Below are 13476 nucleotides of genomic sequence, written 5' to 3' on the forward strand. Positions count from 1 at the left end.
ATCACAATTATCCATATGCGTATTCCCATTAAATGGTAAATCCATTTTAAATATCGAAAAAGGAAAATTCCTAATTTTCACCAGTACAAATCCTTTTACTCATTTTCACCACAAGACAAAACAAAAGACCACAAATATCATTAACAGCAAAACATACAACTACCAAAATCAAAATACTAACATATTACCTCGATTCATGCTGCCCGACAAACCATGAGCGTACGTCGCAGATCTCTTATCGCATAGACATTCCCGGCGATACGGATGACCTTATAATAGAAAATATCCTGTTGAGACATAAGCAGTTCGGTAATTTCATCGGGAACATTATCGTTTTTATTTTTGACAATAGCCAGGCGACGAGTCTGCACATATCCGTCGCGGTCTTTGCCAATAAAATTCAGGACAACATTACGATCTACGGCATAGTGCTTACCCTGAATATTAAGGCTCCCTACCTGGGATACCCGCCCTTCGGTAGCAGATGAAATACGAAAAACCAACAGAACTTCACCTTCAATTTTTACACCCTGAGTTTGCGCCTGCAGATGAAGGTAATTCTTGGCAGAGCAGGTCAGCGTCTCAGGTTCTTGATGGCGATAAAAAAAGTATGCTGTTATCACAGCAAGAAAGATCGCCCCGCTAATAAATATAATTTTCGCATTCACGGGCAGCCCCTCCTTTATCAAGCGTACAGATCCCCAAAAAATTCTCTTTAAGATCATTACCTGCCGATAAATTATTGTCATCATAAAAAACTATTGTTTTCTTGCCATCATGACAGGTCGCATTTACTTTTCGCCACATATCAGAAGATAAAAACGCTTTCGTTTTATCAGCATTATTGTCATCGGCTGTATAAAGTTCACAATCACCTATTGCCCTGATATAGATAAAATTCGTGGTACCTGAGTTAAGAGTTGGCAATATCAAAACCGCGCTCCCAAGAAAGGCAAACAATAAAATGAACAGAAGAATGTTTTTGCGTTTCGGTGTTGCGGGTGAGTTCACCGTTTCTGTTACCGAACGAACAGGTACATCTCCACTGAAAGATGACTGTTCATCATTGACCGAAGCATGGAACAAAAATCCCTGCCGGGGCAACGTTTCAATGGGATTTTCGGCCCCCAACTCACTAAATGCTTTTCGCAATATACTGATACTTTTATTAAGGCTATGACCCGATGGGGCCATACCATGCTTTTTCCATACTTCTTCAATGATAAACTCACGGTGGAGTTGTTGATTTTTATGGGCAATGAATAGCTCAAGTAATCTCGCTGTAGATGCCGAAAGGATTATTGTAGTATCGCGATGTTTCAGGCTTTTTCTGGTGGAATCGTACTCAACCTGATCATTAATTATACTTTTCATACTACCTGACTCTTAAATACCGTGACATGGAGTACAAATGACCAAAGTTTCATCTGTGCCGAGCTGATTACTGCATTGTATAAAGATAGTTACAGTATAGGTTCGATATCTAACCATGACATATCGGATCAGACTCAATGCTTACTATTGATTGAGTTTGAAGCACCCCTGGCCTACTGGGATGTATTTCTGCAACGCTACGATAAACTTTCGGTTTTTTGTTTTCAGCTCACTACTACGCCAGGTTTCACCCGGCAATACATAACGCATGGTGGCTTCATCATCGGTTGAGTTGCACCCCTGGTGTACGATGATTTTAAAAAAAGTATTCCCGGTGTTTTTCAGTGTTCCGTTAGCCTCATCAATGGTGTAAGCCAGATTTATGTTTCTCGGGCGAACAACCAATATGGTGTCCATAGCGATCACCGGGAGAGCCTGCCCGCCTTTCCCTTGATTACGTTCGGTAAACAGCGTGATCGGCATTTCACGAAACAGAATTCGGTAATAGCGTTCTTTATCATCCTGCGGCCCACGGTAGAAAATCTTAAAAAACTCACTCGCCTGCGGAGCCAGTGAAAAATTCAGCGGAGTAAACAGAAGTTCGCCTTCAGCAATAGCACTTCTGTTTTCACCTCCCGGTCCCGGCTTATCAATTTTTACTGCGCCAATACTGTATAAATTCTGTTTCTGGCTATCGTTATAGATTCGTTTACTGATAAATGATTTATCCGATGGCATCTCATAAATGGTCGACTCCAGGTAGACTGCCTGTGTAGAGAATGCTGTCAGACCGGAAAGTAGAATAAATACCCATCTAAGCGCCAGACGGCGGCGGTTCATGGCGTTACTCCCACCCAATTCGCCGTGACTTTTATCTCTCCACTGGCGCTGACGACACCTTCCCAGTCAGCGCCAGATACGGTTAACATCGAACGTGAATCATTCATTGGGAAAAGCAACTTCAAATCAGTAGCATAATAGCTTCCATCGTCATTGTTATTTGCGTCCCAGGGCGTCTGTTGCCACTGCGCATCTCTCATACTGACTGCCGCTTCACTGCAGCTATTTCGTTTTTGCACCACGCCCCCCGACTGACTGTTGTACTGCAGAAAAGCGGGAATTGGGACGGACAGCCCGCCTTGCGCAGACGTAAACAGACAATAAGGGACGCTGTTTATCGTCGTACTTTCCCCAATAACTTGCGCGGTAATACTGTCGGCCTGACGGGGGCCTGATACGGTTACGGTGTAATCCATTTCTATAGGAGCGGCATTGCCAATCGTGCCACTACCGCTCGCAGAAGCTGTGTTGTCCGAAGAGACGATACTGATCCCATACTCCTTCGGCACAATATTGAGCTGTAGCGAAGGGGTAAACTGGTAGTGTCCTGACTCTGGTGTTAAGCCATTATAAAAGCCGAAGGTAAACGGCTGACTGTTAGTAATGCTGATCCCTGAATCAACAAGCTTCTTCAAAAATGCTTTTGACAGAAAAATATAAATGTATTCTCCAGAGGTGGTAAAAACGTTGTAATAAGCCGTTGAAGTACCATAGTTATACCAGTTTGAACCATTCCCGGAGTATCTCACGGTGGCCGCTCCAGGCGTAAAACCAAGCATCGCCGTGTCGACAAAAGCGCGAAACGTCAAGGAGCCGGTCAGATTGGCCGTTTGTTGCAAGTTATAACTCACCATTTTGCAAATCACACCGTCAGTACCACCCACCACGCCAAGTTCGCAATAACCAGAGTCTTTGGTGATGCTCGGCGTACCATCGCTGGCAACCCAAAGCTCCTGAAATGCGTTAGTCGAGACAAGTGACAGATGACCGCGTTTAGTTAACGTGTAATTGACGTAATTCCATGATCCTGTCGATTGGTCTTTGCACCGTTGTCCGGAAGAATAATCATAATTTACAGAAGTATAACAGCGGTTGAACACATAGGTTTCGCTGCTACCGGTAGGCACATTGCGGAAATACTCATAAGCAGTATCGGTCAGGGAAGCGAATCCGTAGGCGCCACCAATAACGCCTGCGACAGAGCCGACCTGCGCATGATAAAAACCGTTTTTGTCAGTGCCCAATCCGGCAATAAACCCGGTTGATGGGCACTGGGTACCACTATAACAACGGATTCCCCGGAAAGGCCCGTTAATCGGGGAGTTATCAATCCACATGTCCTGATAATAATTTCCAGGCGCAGTCCAGCCGACAAAACCTAAATACCCGAGACTCACCTGAGAGGTACCGTATTTTATCCACGTGTTTGACCCGCTGAAACGCGGATCAAGTGCCGATGGGGTAATAAAGTATTCACTATCAATGGCATTTTCGATAAACAAATAGTTATTACTGACTGAGCCGGAAGAGATTGCATTCAACGCCAAAGCAGGTACAGGTGAAAAACTCCCTACGGCACAGATTACAGTAGCTAATTTAATTAATACTTTCATTTTATTACCTCTGCGCCATCGTGGTTTGCGTTGCACATTTCACATCACCAACCCACGCTGCGCCGCGTGCTTTTTCCAAATCAAGATCGGCTTCGCATATACTGCCATTGGCTGAAATTAACGTGATGACCGGATACTTTTTATCGATATCGATAGCAAACTCACCCTTTTCATCCGTACGCGTTTTACCGATGTGGTTATGGATATCGGTATTTGTAGCCAACTGTCCATCGGGATAACGAATGCGCCCGAATACGGTGACCATGCTTTTCACTTCAGGGTTGATAACACCCACGTTACCCGGATATAGCGTCAGCTCCTGTTTGCGTCCTGAAACAATATCGAAGCTGTCCTCAGAGTTTTTATCATTAAGGATTTCCAGCTTGTACTGAGCATAGGGCGGCAGTGCAATGAAATTTGATTTACCGCTGAGAAGATAATTGCGGTTATTAATCTTCGCAGCCAGTTTCCCTTCGCCGGTCAAATCTGTTTTCACAATGATGCCAGACCGCTGCCGCTCTTTACTCAGGCCAAAATCTTTACCTGCCCACGCCAGAGAACCCTGGGAAGAGAAGTTCATATTGGTGGAGTTGTCAGCAGAACGCGTTACCGATACGGTGCCGGCGTTATATTTCGTGTCATAACTCAAATTGCCGTTTACCGAATAATTATTGTCGTAATACTGTTCGCCACTCAGACGCGTTGATGCCGACAATCCGACCGATTTAATCGGGCCCTCAGCATACTGCTTGCGCGCGCTGAGATTACCCTGAGTACTGCCATAGCGATCGCGGGAGACGCCCATACTCAACCAGGATGCCAACGGCAACGATAAATCCAGACTGACATAACGTTCCTGCCGCCCATCGTCATTCCGGTTGTTGTAGTAATAACGCTGAATACCTGCACGCAACCCAACCGTGGCATACCTGCCTGAATAAAGGGTCGTGCTGTAGTCCAGATTACGATATTTATTTCCCGAGTAGCGATTCTCCGTCTGACTCACGGTGAGCGAGCCGCCATGAGGAATAAACTTTCCGAGGTTAAGAGTCCCGCCAATGGAATAATTATCACGCTCCTGCATGGGCAGACGATCGCCAATTTTACTGTCTTCACGAGATGCCCAAAGGGAACCGTATCCCTCAGGTACATTAAGGTTGATGTTACTGATATTTCGCCATGACGAATCGTTCGCCACCAGCGTCTGATTGCCAATGCTTACGTATTCATTCACATTGAGCGTGACATCCGTTTCATTAACCGCATTGTTGTCAAAACCGTAGAGCGTGGACTTCAGGCCCAGCCCCGACAATATCGCCAGCGTCACCGATGCGGCCCCCCCGGCAATCCAGGTCTGCTCGCTGCCCAAATCCTGATAATGATTTCGCTTATAACTCACACGGTCATAATCCAGTGAGCCACCAAACAGTTGCCACGAGAGCTGATCAATCCCGGCAGCTTGTTGGCGGGCAAAGATTTTATTAACCCTGCTGATACGACTATTAATTGTCCGGCCATTGACCACGATATCTACCGTGACGTCATAAACACCATACGGAAAACGACTGGTATCAATTTCATAACTGCCCATATTAAAGTTCTGGACGCTGAGCAAACGCCCATCACGGAAGACATGAACCTCGCCAGCGGCTGGCAAAAATACGGTAATCGGCGTGAGTGAAAGCGCGGTATTCTCAACAACCGTACTTCCTTTGTTTCCGTAGCTCACACCGTAAATTTTCCCGCCATTCAGCGCATTCAGGCTGGCAATAGACTGGACATTCCATGTGTCGAGCATCCCAAGCGCCAGTCGATACCCGTCATAATCACGCTCATACATCGCACGATAGAGTTTACTGGTGCCGTTGCTGTCGCCGATGCCGTAAAACGAACCGTTAATGTTGATATGGTGCTCACGCAGCGATGTGGTGTTGTCCACCGTCAGATAGCTGCGGGTACTGCTGCCATTATGATAATCGTTGTAGTAGGTACCAAAGTTGTAGTTCAGGACGTTAGAGAGAGACTCCACGCTGGAAGGTCCAAGCAGGCTACTGCGTGCGACAATCGCTTCAGTTAACGCATCTTTGCTGACAATCATCTCCAGGTGAAATGAAGAAACGTTGAGCTGCAGGCGTGCATTGTCCGATAGCTCGATATTGGTGTTATCGTGAAATTTCACATCACGAATTTTTTCTACCAACGCACGAGTTTTTCCAGATAACACGGCATTATTAGGCAATTCAGCAAGAGTCAGGGCTTTAACTGTAATATTGCCATCAACAAGTGAAATCACCGCATCGGCAATTTTTTGCTGACTTTTCTCGTCAGTCTCGTTGTAACGAATATATACCGGCACCGTCATTCCCTGCTCCAGTGAACGGGCGAAAGCGCTGGGAATAACGTAATTACCCACTTTTACTGGGGCTGCATGTGAAAATCCTGGTGTCAGCGCAAGAAAAAAACAAATGCTACCGCCGACAATATTTGTTGTTGTCATATGCATCCTTACATTCCGGTATTTTTATTTATCCCGTACAGATGGCTGCAATCGACCATCACTTCACTGTAATAAACTGCTTACCGTGCCAAATACCAATGCGTGAACGGCTATTGCTGATGTCGGTAAACTGTAATTTTATTTTCGTACCCGGCATAATGTAATAACGTTCGCGACAACCTCGTCCCTGATCGCGAGCCTTATCCTTACACGCGCCATAGGCGATCACACGAAACGAAACATTGCCAGTATTGGTAATAACATCGCCATTTCGGCTATATTCAAAACGCTCTTTTCGCGGCGCGACCACCAGAATAGTGCCAATTTCAGCCGACGCTGTTGCAACCGCCATTTTATTCGCCCGAGTTTCCGCGCTCTCGGTGACCGGCTCATCTATCCATTGCAGACGATAATAACGTTCGAGATCATCTGCAGGTCCTTTATAAAAGAAGCGAAAAACATCCTTTGCCTGACCAGGAAGAATAAGATTGGCAGGTGTAGAAAGTAACTCTCCGGAATTGACAGGTTTTATTTCGACTCCCCCCGCCAAAGGTGATGACAATTGTTTTACCGAAACACTGACATAACGCGCTGCATCAGTTGTATTAGTAATTTCTTTCGATAATGAACTCTCAGCAGAAGTCATTATCGATGTGATTTCACCCACATTAATTGCCAATCCGGGAAAAGATACTACTAACCCTACCAACATCGCTGTCGGTAAATATTTTTTCATGACGCCATTCCTGATAAATTCGGGAGAAAAAATTCTCCCGAATTTTTATTACTTAGGCAGACGGAGTCGTCCAGGTTGCATTAAACTGTACTTTTACATCTCCAGTCCAATAGCCGTCTGGCAGAGCAGAGTAATCCGTTACTGCCTGGCTACCATCAGAAGTCGCTGACGCGATGGTGAATTTGAAGTTGGATTGATCGCTGACACGAGCAGCACCGTTATAAGCGCCATCAGCCATCAGGCTTTCAAGACCAGAAGTCGAGCTGGAGTTAACCAGGACAGTATCTGATGAGTTAGTCAGCGCGGTGCCATTCCATGCCACCCCTACGTTCAGGGTAGACGCATCGCCACTGGCGTTGGTCAGCGTGTTACTAATGATCTGAGCAGTCAGCTCAAAATCAGTTGCCGTTTCCTGACCCTGAATAGTCACATCAAAAGCACCGTCCTGAGAGTTGAAGGCTTTCAGACCTTCAGCATACTGGAAAGTCAAAGAGTTCAGCGGGGTGACAACCAACATACTGGTGGTATCTTTTGTTGCCGTCGCGTCCCACGAGGCAGTTGCAGAAGCAGTAACGTCTGCCATTGCATTTGCTGCAACAAATACAGAAGCCAGAGAGGTTACTAATAATAATTTTTTCATTTTTATCTTCTCCTAAGAACAAACTCACCACCGAGTCTTATTTTTAAGTCACTCCAGCGGTTCCATTAATTGCGAGCCAGAATTGCCGCGCCAAAAAATTATCATTTGAATTAAGTAACATCTCAACAAACCCTGAAACGCAAAAATTACAAAAAACTAAGAATTTTCCCACAAAAAAATTTATCTAAGAAGTTTCCTAAGATAAAATTACTTTAAATGCGCCTTGTTTCAGAATTATCACCCACACGAATAAGTAATACCAAACAATTCATCTTTTTTATGTTTTTGATAAATATCAAAAAGATCATACAAATATCACCTAAGCAAAACCCTTACAAAACATAAAGATAATTAACGCCTCCATATTTTCTCTATAATGCTTATTATTTGTTGCAATTATGCTAAATTTTTAACTTCACAAGAAAATTCTCATAAAATATTCATATGAGGGGGAATATTCTTATAAAATAATCATTAAGCTGGAGGATTAGTATTCGAATTGATAATTATTTCACAAAAATAAAACCAGGAATTTTCCATATAAAAAGAATATTCCTGGAATATCAAGTGTTATATAACGTTCAACCTGGAGGGATTTAGCTGAAACCTTTTAATCCCAAATAACTATTAAGTGTTACCGTACGCACCCGATGTAGGGTAATCAAATTTTGTTGTTCGAGGGATTTAAATGACCGGCTAACGGTTTCAATTTTAAGGTCGAGATAACTGGCAATTTCCTCCCGGGAGAATGGCAAGTGAAGCGTCGTTTCTGGCCTGCCAATACGTACATGCATCTCGTAAAACTCCACCAGAAAAGCAGCGATCCTGGCCTCAGCCTGTTTATTCGCATAGCGCCGCAGTTTTTCAACAATGAATCCATTGTCCCTGCAGAGAAACTTGATGACTGCGGCAGCAACCGACGGATCCTTTTCTGCTACTTTGAACAACCGCGCAATATCGATATGACATACCTCCGCAGCCGTTGCCGCCTTAATCGTTGTCAGGTACTTCCCCCCTTCGACAGCATCCAGCGCCATGATATCCCCTGGAACATAAAAGCGGCTGATCAAAACGTTATCGCCACATTCCACGCTGGACTTGCAGTATCCCTCGTGAATAACAAAAAGCATGTTTGCGGATTCATCCTGCCGGGCGAGTATCTCCCCTGCTTTAAACCTTCTTCTTTTGTCTATTAATCGGTGTTGATTATCACGATCAATTGCCGCTCCCTTTGGACACAGCGAACAATGGCGGGGGGGAAACGGGTTGCCGAGCGGCACAACAGGAATGCGATGTTTGTGAATATCCGATTTCACGCAACAACTCCTCATAAAAAATGAGACTGATTCTAATAGATCGAACCATAGGAACAATACGTGAACGGCAGACCAGGAAAATTCATGCTGGCAGGGAAAATTCTGTGATACGTCGCCTTTCGGGCGCCGGTGAGAGCATAGGTCAAAAACAGACTGATGCGGATGATGTTAAAACGCAGGATAGAAAAATAAATGCGGCAGCGAAGTGAAGGTTAGAATTAAGCGGGAGATGCCTTAATAGCTTTAAAATTAAGAGCACTATTATGGCATCGCCCGTTTTCAATTACGCCCGGATCGTGTCGTCACCGAAGCCAATCCACTTATATGTGGTCAGCGCTTCCAGCCCCATTGGGCCACGCGCGTGCAGTTTTTGCGTGCTAACTGCCACTTCCGCCCCCAGTCCGAACTGACCGCCATCGGTAAAACGGGTGGAAGCATTCACATACACGGCAGAAGAGTCCACTTCATTCACGAAACGGTTGGCGTTGCTGAGCGTGCGCGTCAGGATAGCATCCGAGTGCTGGGTGCCGTGTTCGCGAATATGGGCGATTGCGCCATCCATATTTTCGACCACCACTACGTTCAGATCCAGAGACAGAAACTCGTTATCCAGCTCTTCCGGTTTCAGCGGCACCCGTTTGGCCGGGCCACACAGTACCTGCATCACGATTTCGTCACCGTGCAGCGTAACACCGCTATCCGCCATCTTTTGGCTTAATGCAGGCAGGAAACGCTCAGCGATATCCTGATGCACCAGCAGAGTTTCTACGGTGTTACAGGTGCTTGGACGCTGAGTTTTGGCATTAACGATAATCTTTAACGCCGGGGCTATCTCAGCAGAATCATCAACATAAATATGGCATACGCCAATGCCGCCGGTGATGACTGGGATGGTCGACTGCTCACGACACAGCTTATGCAGGCCCGCGCCACCGCGTGGGATCAGCATATCGATGTACTTGTCCATACGCAGCATTTCAGCGACCAGCGCGCGGTCCGGATTATCTATCGACTGCACCGCTGCTGCGGGTAAACCGCAGGCTTCCAGCGCCTTTTGGATCACCGCCACGGTCGCGGCGTTGGTCCGGTACGTCTCTTTCCCACCGCGCAGAATTGCCGCATTACCGGTTTTCAGGCACAGGGAAGCAACATCAACGGTGACGTTTGGGCGCGCTTCATAAATCACGCCAATCACACCCAGCGGAACGCGACGACGTTCAAGGCGCAGGCCGCTATCCAGCAGACCACCGTCAATCACCTGCCCGACCGGGTCGGCGAGATTACAGACCTGACGTACATCGTCAGCAATCGCTTTCAAACGCGCAGGAGTCAGCGCCAGGCGATCGAGCATCGCTTCGCTCAGGCCGTTAACTCGCGCCTGCTCAACATCTTGTACGTTCGCGCTGAGGATGCTTTCCGTTTGCACTTCCAGCTCATCAGCAATGGTTTCCAGTACGCGATTTTTTTCACGACTGGAGAGTAGCGCCAGCTTGTATGACGCAGCTTTGGCAGCAATGCCCATTTGTTCCAGCATATGCCTGTTCCTTAACGGGTGATCATATCGTCGCGATGGACAGCAACCGGACCGTATTCGTAGCCCAGGATGGTGTCGATCTGTTGTGAGTGATGTCCGGCAATACGGCGCAGCGCATCGCTGTTATAGCGTGTAACACCGTGGGCAATATCGCGCCCTTCGAGATTACAGATACGGATCACTTCACCACGAGAGAAGTTGCCTGTCACGCTTTTAATGCCTTTTGGCAGTAATGAGCTACCGCGTTCCAGAATCGCTGCGGTCGCGCCCTCATCGACGGTAATTTCCCCGGCAGGCGGTGCGCCGAAGATCCAGCGTTTACGGTTTTCCAGCGGAGAGGCCTGAGCATGAAAACGCGTCCCGACAGAAACGCCTTCCATCACATCGCCAATAACGCCAGGCTTGCTGCCAGCGGCAATAATGGTGTCGATCCCGGCGCGGCACGCGACATCGGCAGCCTGCAGTTTTGTTCCCATGCCACCGGTTCCCAGACCCGAAACGCTATCTCCGGCAATGGCGCGCAGCGCATCATCAATACCGTGCACGTCTTTGATCAGCTCAGCCTGCGGGTTGGTGCGTGGATCGGCGGTGAACAGCCCTTGCTGATCGGTCAGCAGCAGCAGCTTATCGGCCCCGGCCAGAATCGCCGCCAGCGCAGATAGGTTGTCGTTATCGCCGACTTTAATTTCGGCGGTCGCCACCGCGTCATTCTCATTGATGACAGGAACGATGTTGTTATCCAGCAGCGCGCGCAAGGTATCGCGGGCATTAAGGAAGCGCTCACGGTCTTCCATATCCGCACGCGTCAGCAGCATCTGGCCGATATGAATACCGTAAATCGAGAACAGCTGTTCCCACAGTTGAATCAGTCGGCTCTGCCCTACCGCCGCCAACAGCTGTTTCGAGGCTATCGTTGCCGGGAGCTCAGGATAACCAAGATGCTCACGTCCGGCGGCAATCGCGCCCGAGGTAACGATAACAATACGATGCCCTGCGGCATGGAGCTGCGCGCACTGGCGAACCAGCTCTACGATATGGGCGCGGTTCAGGCGGCGCGATCCGCCCGTTAACACACTGGTGCCAAGTTTTACCACCAGCGTCTGGCTGTCACTCATGATTCTCTGCCATTCAAAATTGGGGAAAATGATATCAAACGAACGTTTTAGCAGGACTGGCCCCGGTTGCCAACAACCAGCGCACAAAGCATGAAATTTTATTGCGCAGGATCAGCAAGCGTAACGGCAGATTTTGACGCATTTATTACAGAAACAAAAAAACATCCTTTTTTAAAAATATTCTTACTTTGTCATAAAACGTTCATTGCCAGACGTTAAAAACCTTCCTGTCTTTTAACGGGGATCACACCCAGTGAATATTAGCGCGTACTTTTAATCAGGAATGAAAATGAAAAAGAGCACTCTGGCATTAGTGGTGATGGGTATTGTTGTGTCGGCATCCGTACAGGCAGCGGAAGTGTATAACAAGAACGGTAATAAACTGGACCTGTACGGTAAAGTAAAAGCCATGCATTACATGACGGATTATGACAGCAAAGATGGCGACCAGAGCTATATCCGTTTAGGTTTTAAAGGCGAAACGCAAATTAATGATGAGCTGACGGGATATGGCCGCTGGGAAGCAGAGTTCGCCGGCAATAAAGCCGAAAGCGACTCTAACCAGCAAAAAACTCGCCTGGCCTTCGCCGGTCTGAAATTAAAAAATCTTGGCTCGTTTGATTACGGTCGTAACCTCGGCGCGCTGTACGACGTGGAAGCGTGGACCGATATGTTCCCGGAATTCGGCGGTGACTCCTCCGCACAAACCGATAACTTTATGACCAAACGCGCCAGCGGCCTGGCGACCTATCGTAATACGGACTTCTTCGGCGTCGTGGATGGTCTGGATCTCACGTTGCAATACCAGGGTAAAAACCAGGACCGCGATGTGAAAAAACAGAACGGCGACGGCTTTGGTACCTCCGTTACCTATGACTTTGGCGGCAGCGATTTCGCGGTCAGCGGCGCTTATACCAACTCCGATCGTACCAACCAGCAGAATCTGCAAACTCGTGGTACAGGCGATAAAGCAGAAGCCTGGGCAACCGGCTTAAAATATGATGCCAATGATATTTATATTGCGACGTTCTATTCTGAAACACGCAATATGACGCCGATTTCCGGCGGCTTCGCCAATAAAACACAGAACTTCGAAGCGGTTGTTCAGTACCAGTTTGACTTTGGTCTGCGTCCGTCACTGGGTTATGTGCTGTCAAAAGGTAAAGATATTGAAGGCGTAGGTAATGAGGATCTGGTGAATTATATCGACGTGGGCGCAACATACTATTTCAACAAAAATATGTCCGCGTTTGTCGACTATAAAATCAACCAGCTCGATAGCGATAATAAGCTGGGCATCAACGATGATGATATCGTTGCTGTCGGTATGGTCTACCAGTTCTGATATAGCATAAAAAAATGCCGGATGGGGTTGCGCCGCCATCCGGCATTTTACTGTTCATTACGCCGTTAATTTAACCGGCTCATCGTTAAAATCGTCAGCAGGCTCCAGCGCCAGATTCAGCGAGGTTAACAACCCACGTAATTTTTCATGAAATTCACGTAAGGTGTATTCCAGTCGCTCTACCACTTCAGTCTCTTTCACCGGCTCCGCCGTCCAGTTCCCGTCTTTATCAAACAAGCCAAACTGATAGCTGTAGGTAAAGCGTTTTTCCTGCGCCTCCAGTTCCATCCACCAGCCCCAAAACTCGCGTTTTTCAGGGGCGGGTTTCACATTGACGCAAACAGCCAGACAATCGAAAAAAAACCGATTATCTTCGCACTGCCCTTCCCGGATGTACGGGCCAAGCGCGGTGAATTTCTTGATCAATCTACTTTTCGGATGCCCACTCGGTAACGTCATTACGATC

Annotated in this window: 12 protein-coding genes; 1 reads left to right on the forward strand and 11 read right to left on the reverse strand. The window is 47.2% G+C overall.

The annotated features are described in order from the left end of the window. Window positions 1–194: 194 nt before the first annotated feature. From OGW16_RS14515 to proB, 10 genes are all read right to left on the reverse strand, one after another. Window positions 195–668, reverse strand: coding sequence for a FidL-like protein (locus OGW16_RS14515; RefSeq protein ID WP_047413239.1), 474 nt, complete (start codon window positions 666–668; stop codon window positions 195–197). Next, window positions 643–1374, reverse strand: coding sequence for a winged helix-turn-helix domain-containing protein (locus OGW16_RS14520; protein ID WP_043015295.1), 732 nt, complete (start codon window positions 1372–1374; stop codon window positions 643–645). Before OGW16_RS14520 ends, OGW16_RS14515 begins: the two co-directional genes overlap by 26 nt. Before the next feature lie 144 nt (window positions 1375–1518). Then, window positions 1519–2214 carry a fimbrial biogenesis chaperone gene (locus tag OGW16_RS14525; protein WP_043015294.1) on the reverse strand — a complete coding sequence of 232 codons (696 nt, stop codon included), beginning with the start codon at window positions 2212–2214 and terminating at the stop codon, window positions 1519–1521. After that, window positions 2211–3827, reverse strand: coding sequence for a fimbrial adhesin EcpD family protein (locus OGW16_RS14530; RefSeq protein WP_043015293.1), 1617 nt, complete (start codon window positions 3825–3827; stop codon window positions 2211–2213). The genes OGW16_RS14525 and OGW16_RS14530 overlap by 4 nt, the downstream gene beginning before the upstream one ends. 4 nt (window positions 3828–3831) lie before the next feature. After that, window positions 3832–6324 (reverse strand): CS1-pili formation C-terminal domain-containing protein, encoded by a 2493-nt coding sequence (locus OGW16_RS14535; protein WP_043017848.1) that lies wholly within the window; start codon window positions 6322–6324, stop codon window positions 3832–3834. Window positions 6325–6382: 58 nt separating this feature from the next. After that, complete coding sequence (locus OGW16_RS14540; RefSeq protein WP_087053123.1) at window positions 6383–7060, reverse strand: EcpB family pilus assembly chaperone; 678 nt, start codon at window positions 7058–7060, stop codon at window positions 6383–6385. Between the two features lie 52 nt (window positions 7061–7112). Then, entirely contained in the window at window positions 7113–7700 is a 588-nt protein-coding gene (ecpA, locus tag OGW16_RS14545; protein WP_003031365.1) for a common pilus major fimbrillin subunit EcpA, read from the reverse strand. Window positions 7701–8296: 596 nt separating this feature from the next. After that, window positions 8297–9016, reverse strand: a complete 720-nt coding sequence (locus tag OGW16_RS14550) for a Crp/Fnr family transcriptional regulator (RefSeq protein WP_213732584.1) — start codon at window positions 9014–9016, stop codon at window positions 8297–8299. A 283-nt stretch (window positions 9017–9299) separates the two neighbouring features. Beyond that, entirely contained in the window at window positions 9300–10550 is a 1251-nt protein-coding gene (proA, locus tag OGW16_RS14555; protein WP_286518562.1) for a glutamate-5-semialdehyde dehydrogenase, read from the reverse strand. Window positions 10551–10561: 11 nt separating this feature from the next. Next, window positions 10562–11665 (reverse strand): glutamate 5-kinase, encoded by a 1104-nt coding sequence (gene proB / locus OGW16_RS14560; RefSeq protein ID WP_003031373.1) that lies wholly within the window; start codon window positions 11663–11665, stop codon window positions 10562–10564. Window positions 11666–11954: 289 nt separating this feature from the next. Between proB and phoE the strand changes: the two genes are divergently transcribed. After that, a complete protein-coding gene (phoE, locus tag OGW16_RS14565) occupies window positions 11955–13010 on the forward strand; it encodes a phosphoporin PhoE (RefSeq protein WP_286518563.1) in 1056 nt (351 codons plus the stop codon). A gap of 57 nt (window positions 13011–13067) precedes the next feature. Here the strand turns inward: phoE and crl are convergent, their stop codons facing one another. After that, on the reverse strand, window positions 13068–13469 hold the full coding sequence (gene crl, locus OGW16_RS14570; protein WP_087051686.1) for a sigma factor-binding protein Crl: 402 nt from the start codon (window positions 13467–13469) through the stop codon (window positions 13068–13070). Window positions 13470–13476: the final 7 nt, after the last annotated feature.

Source organism: Citrobacter sp. Ce104 (assembly GCF_030334595.1).
In the GTDB taxonomy this organism is placed as follows: Bacteria; Pseudomonadota; Gammaproteobacteria; order Enterobacterales; family Enterobacteriaceae; genus Citrobacter; species Citrobacter europaeus.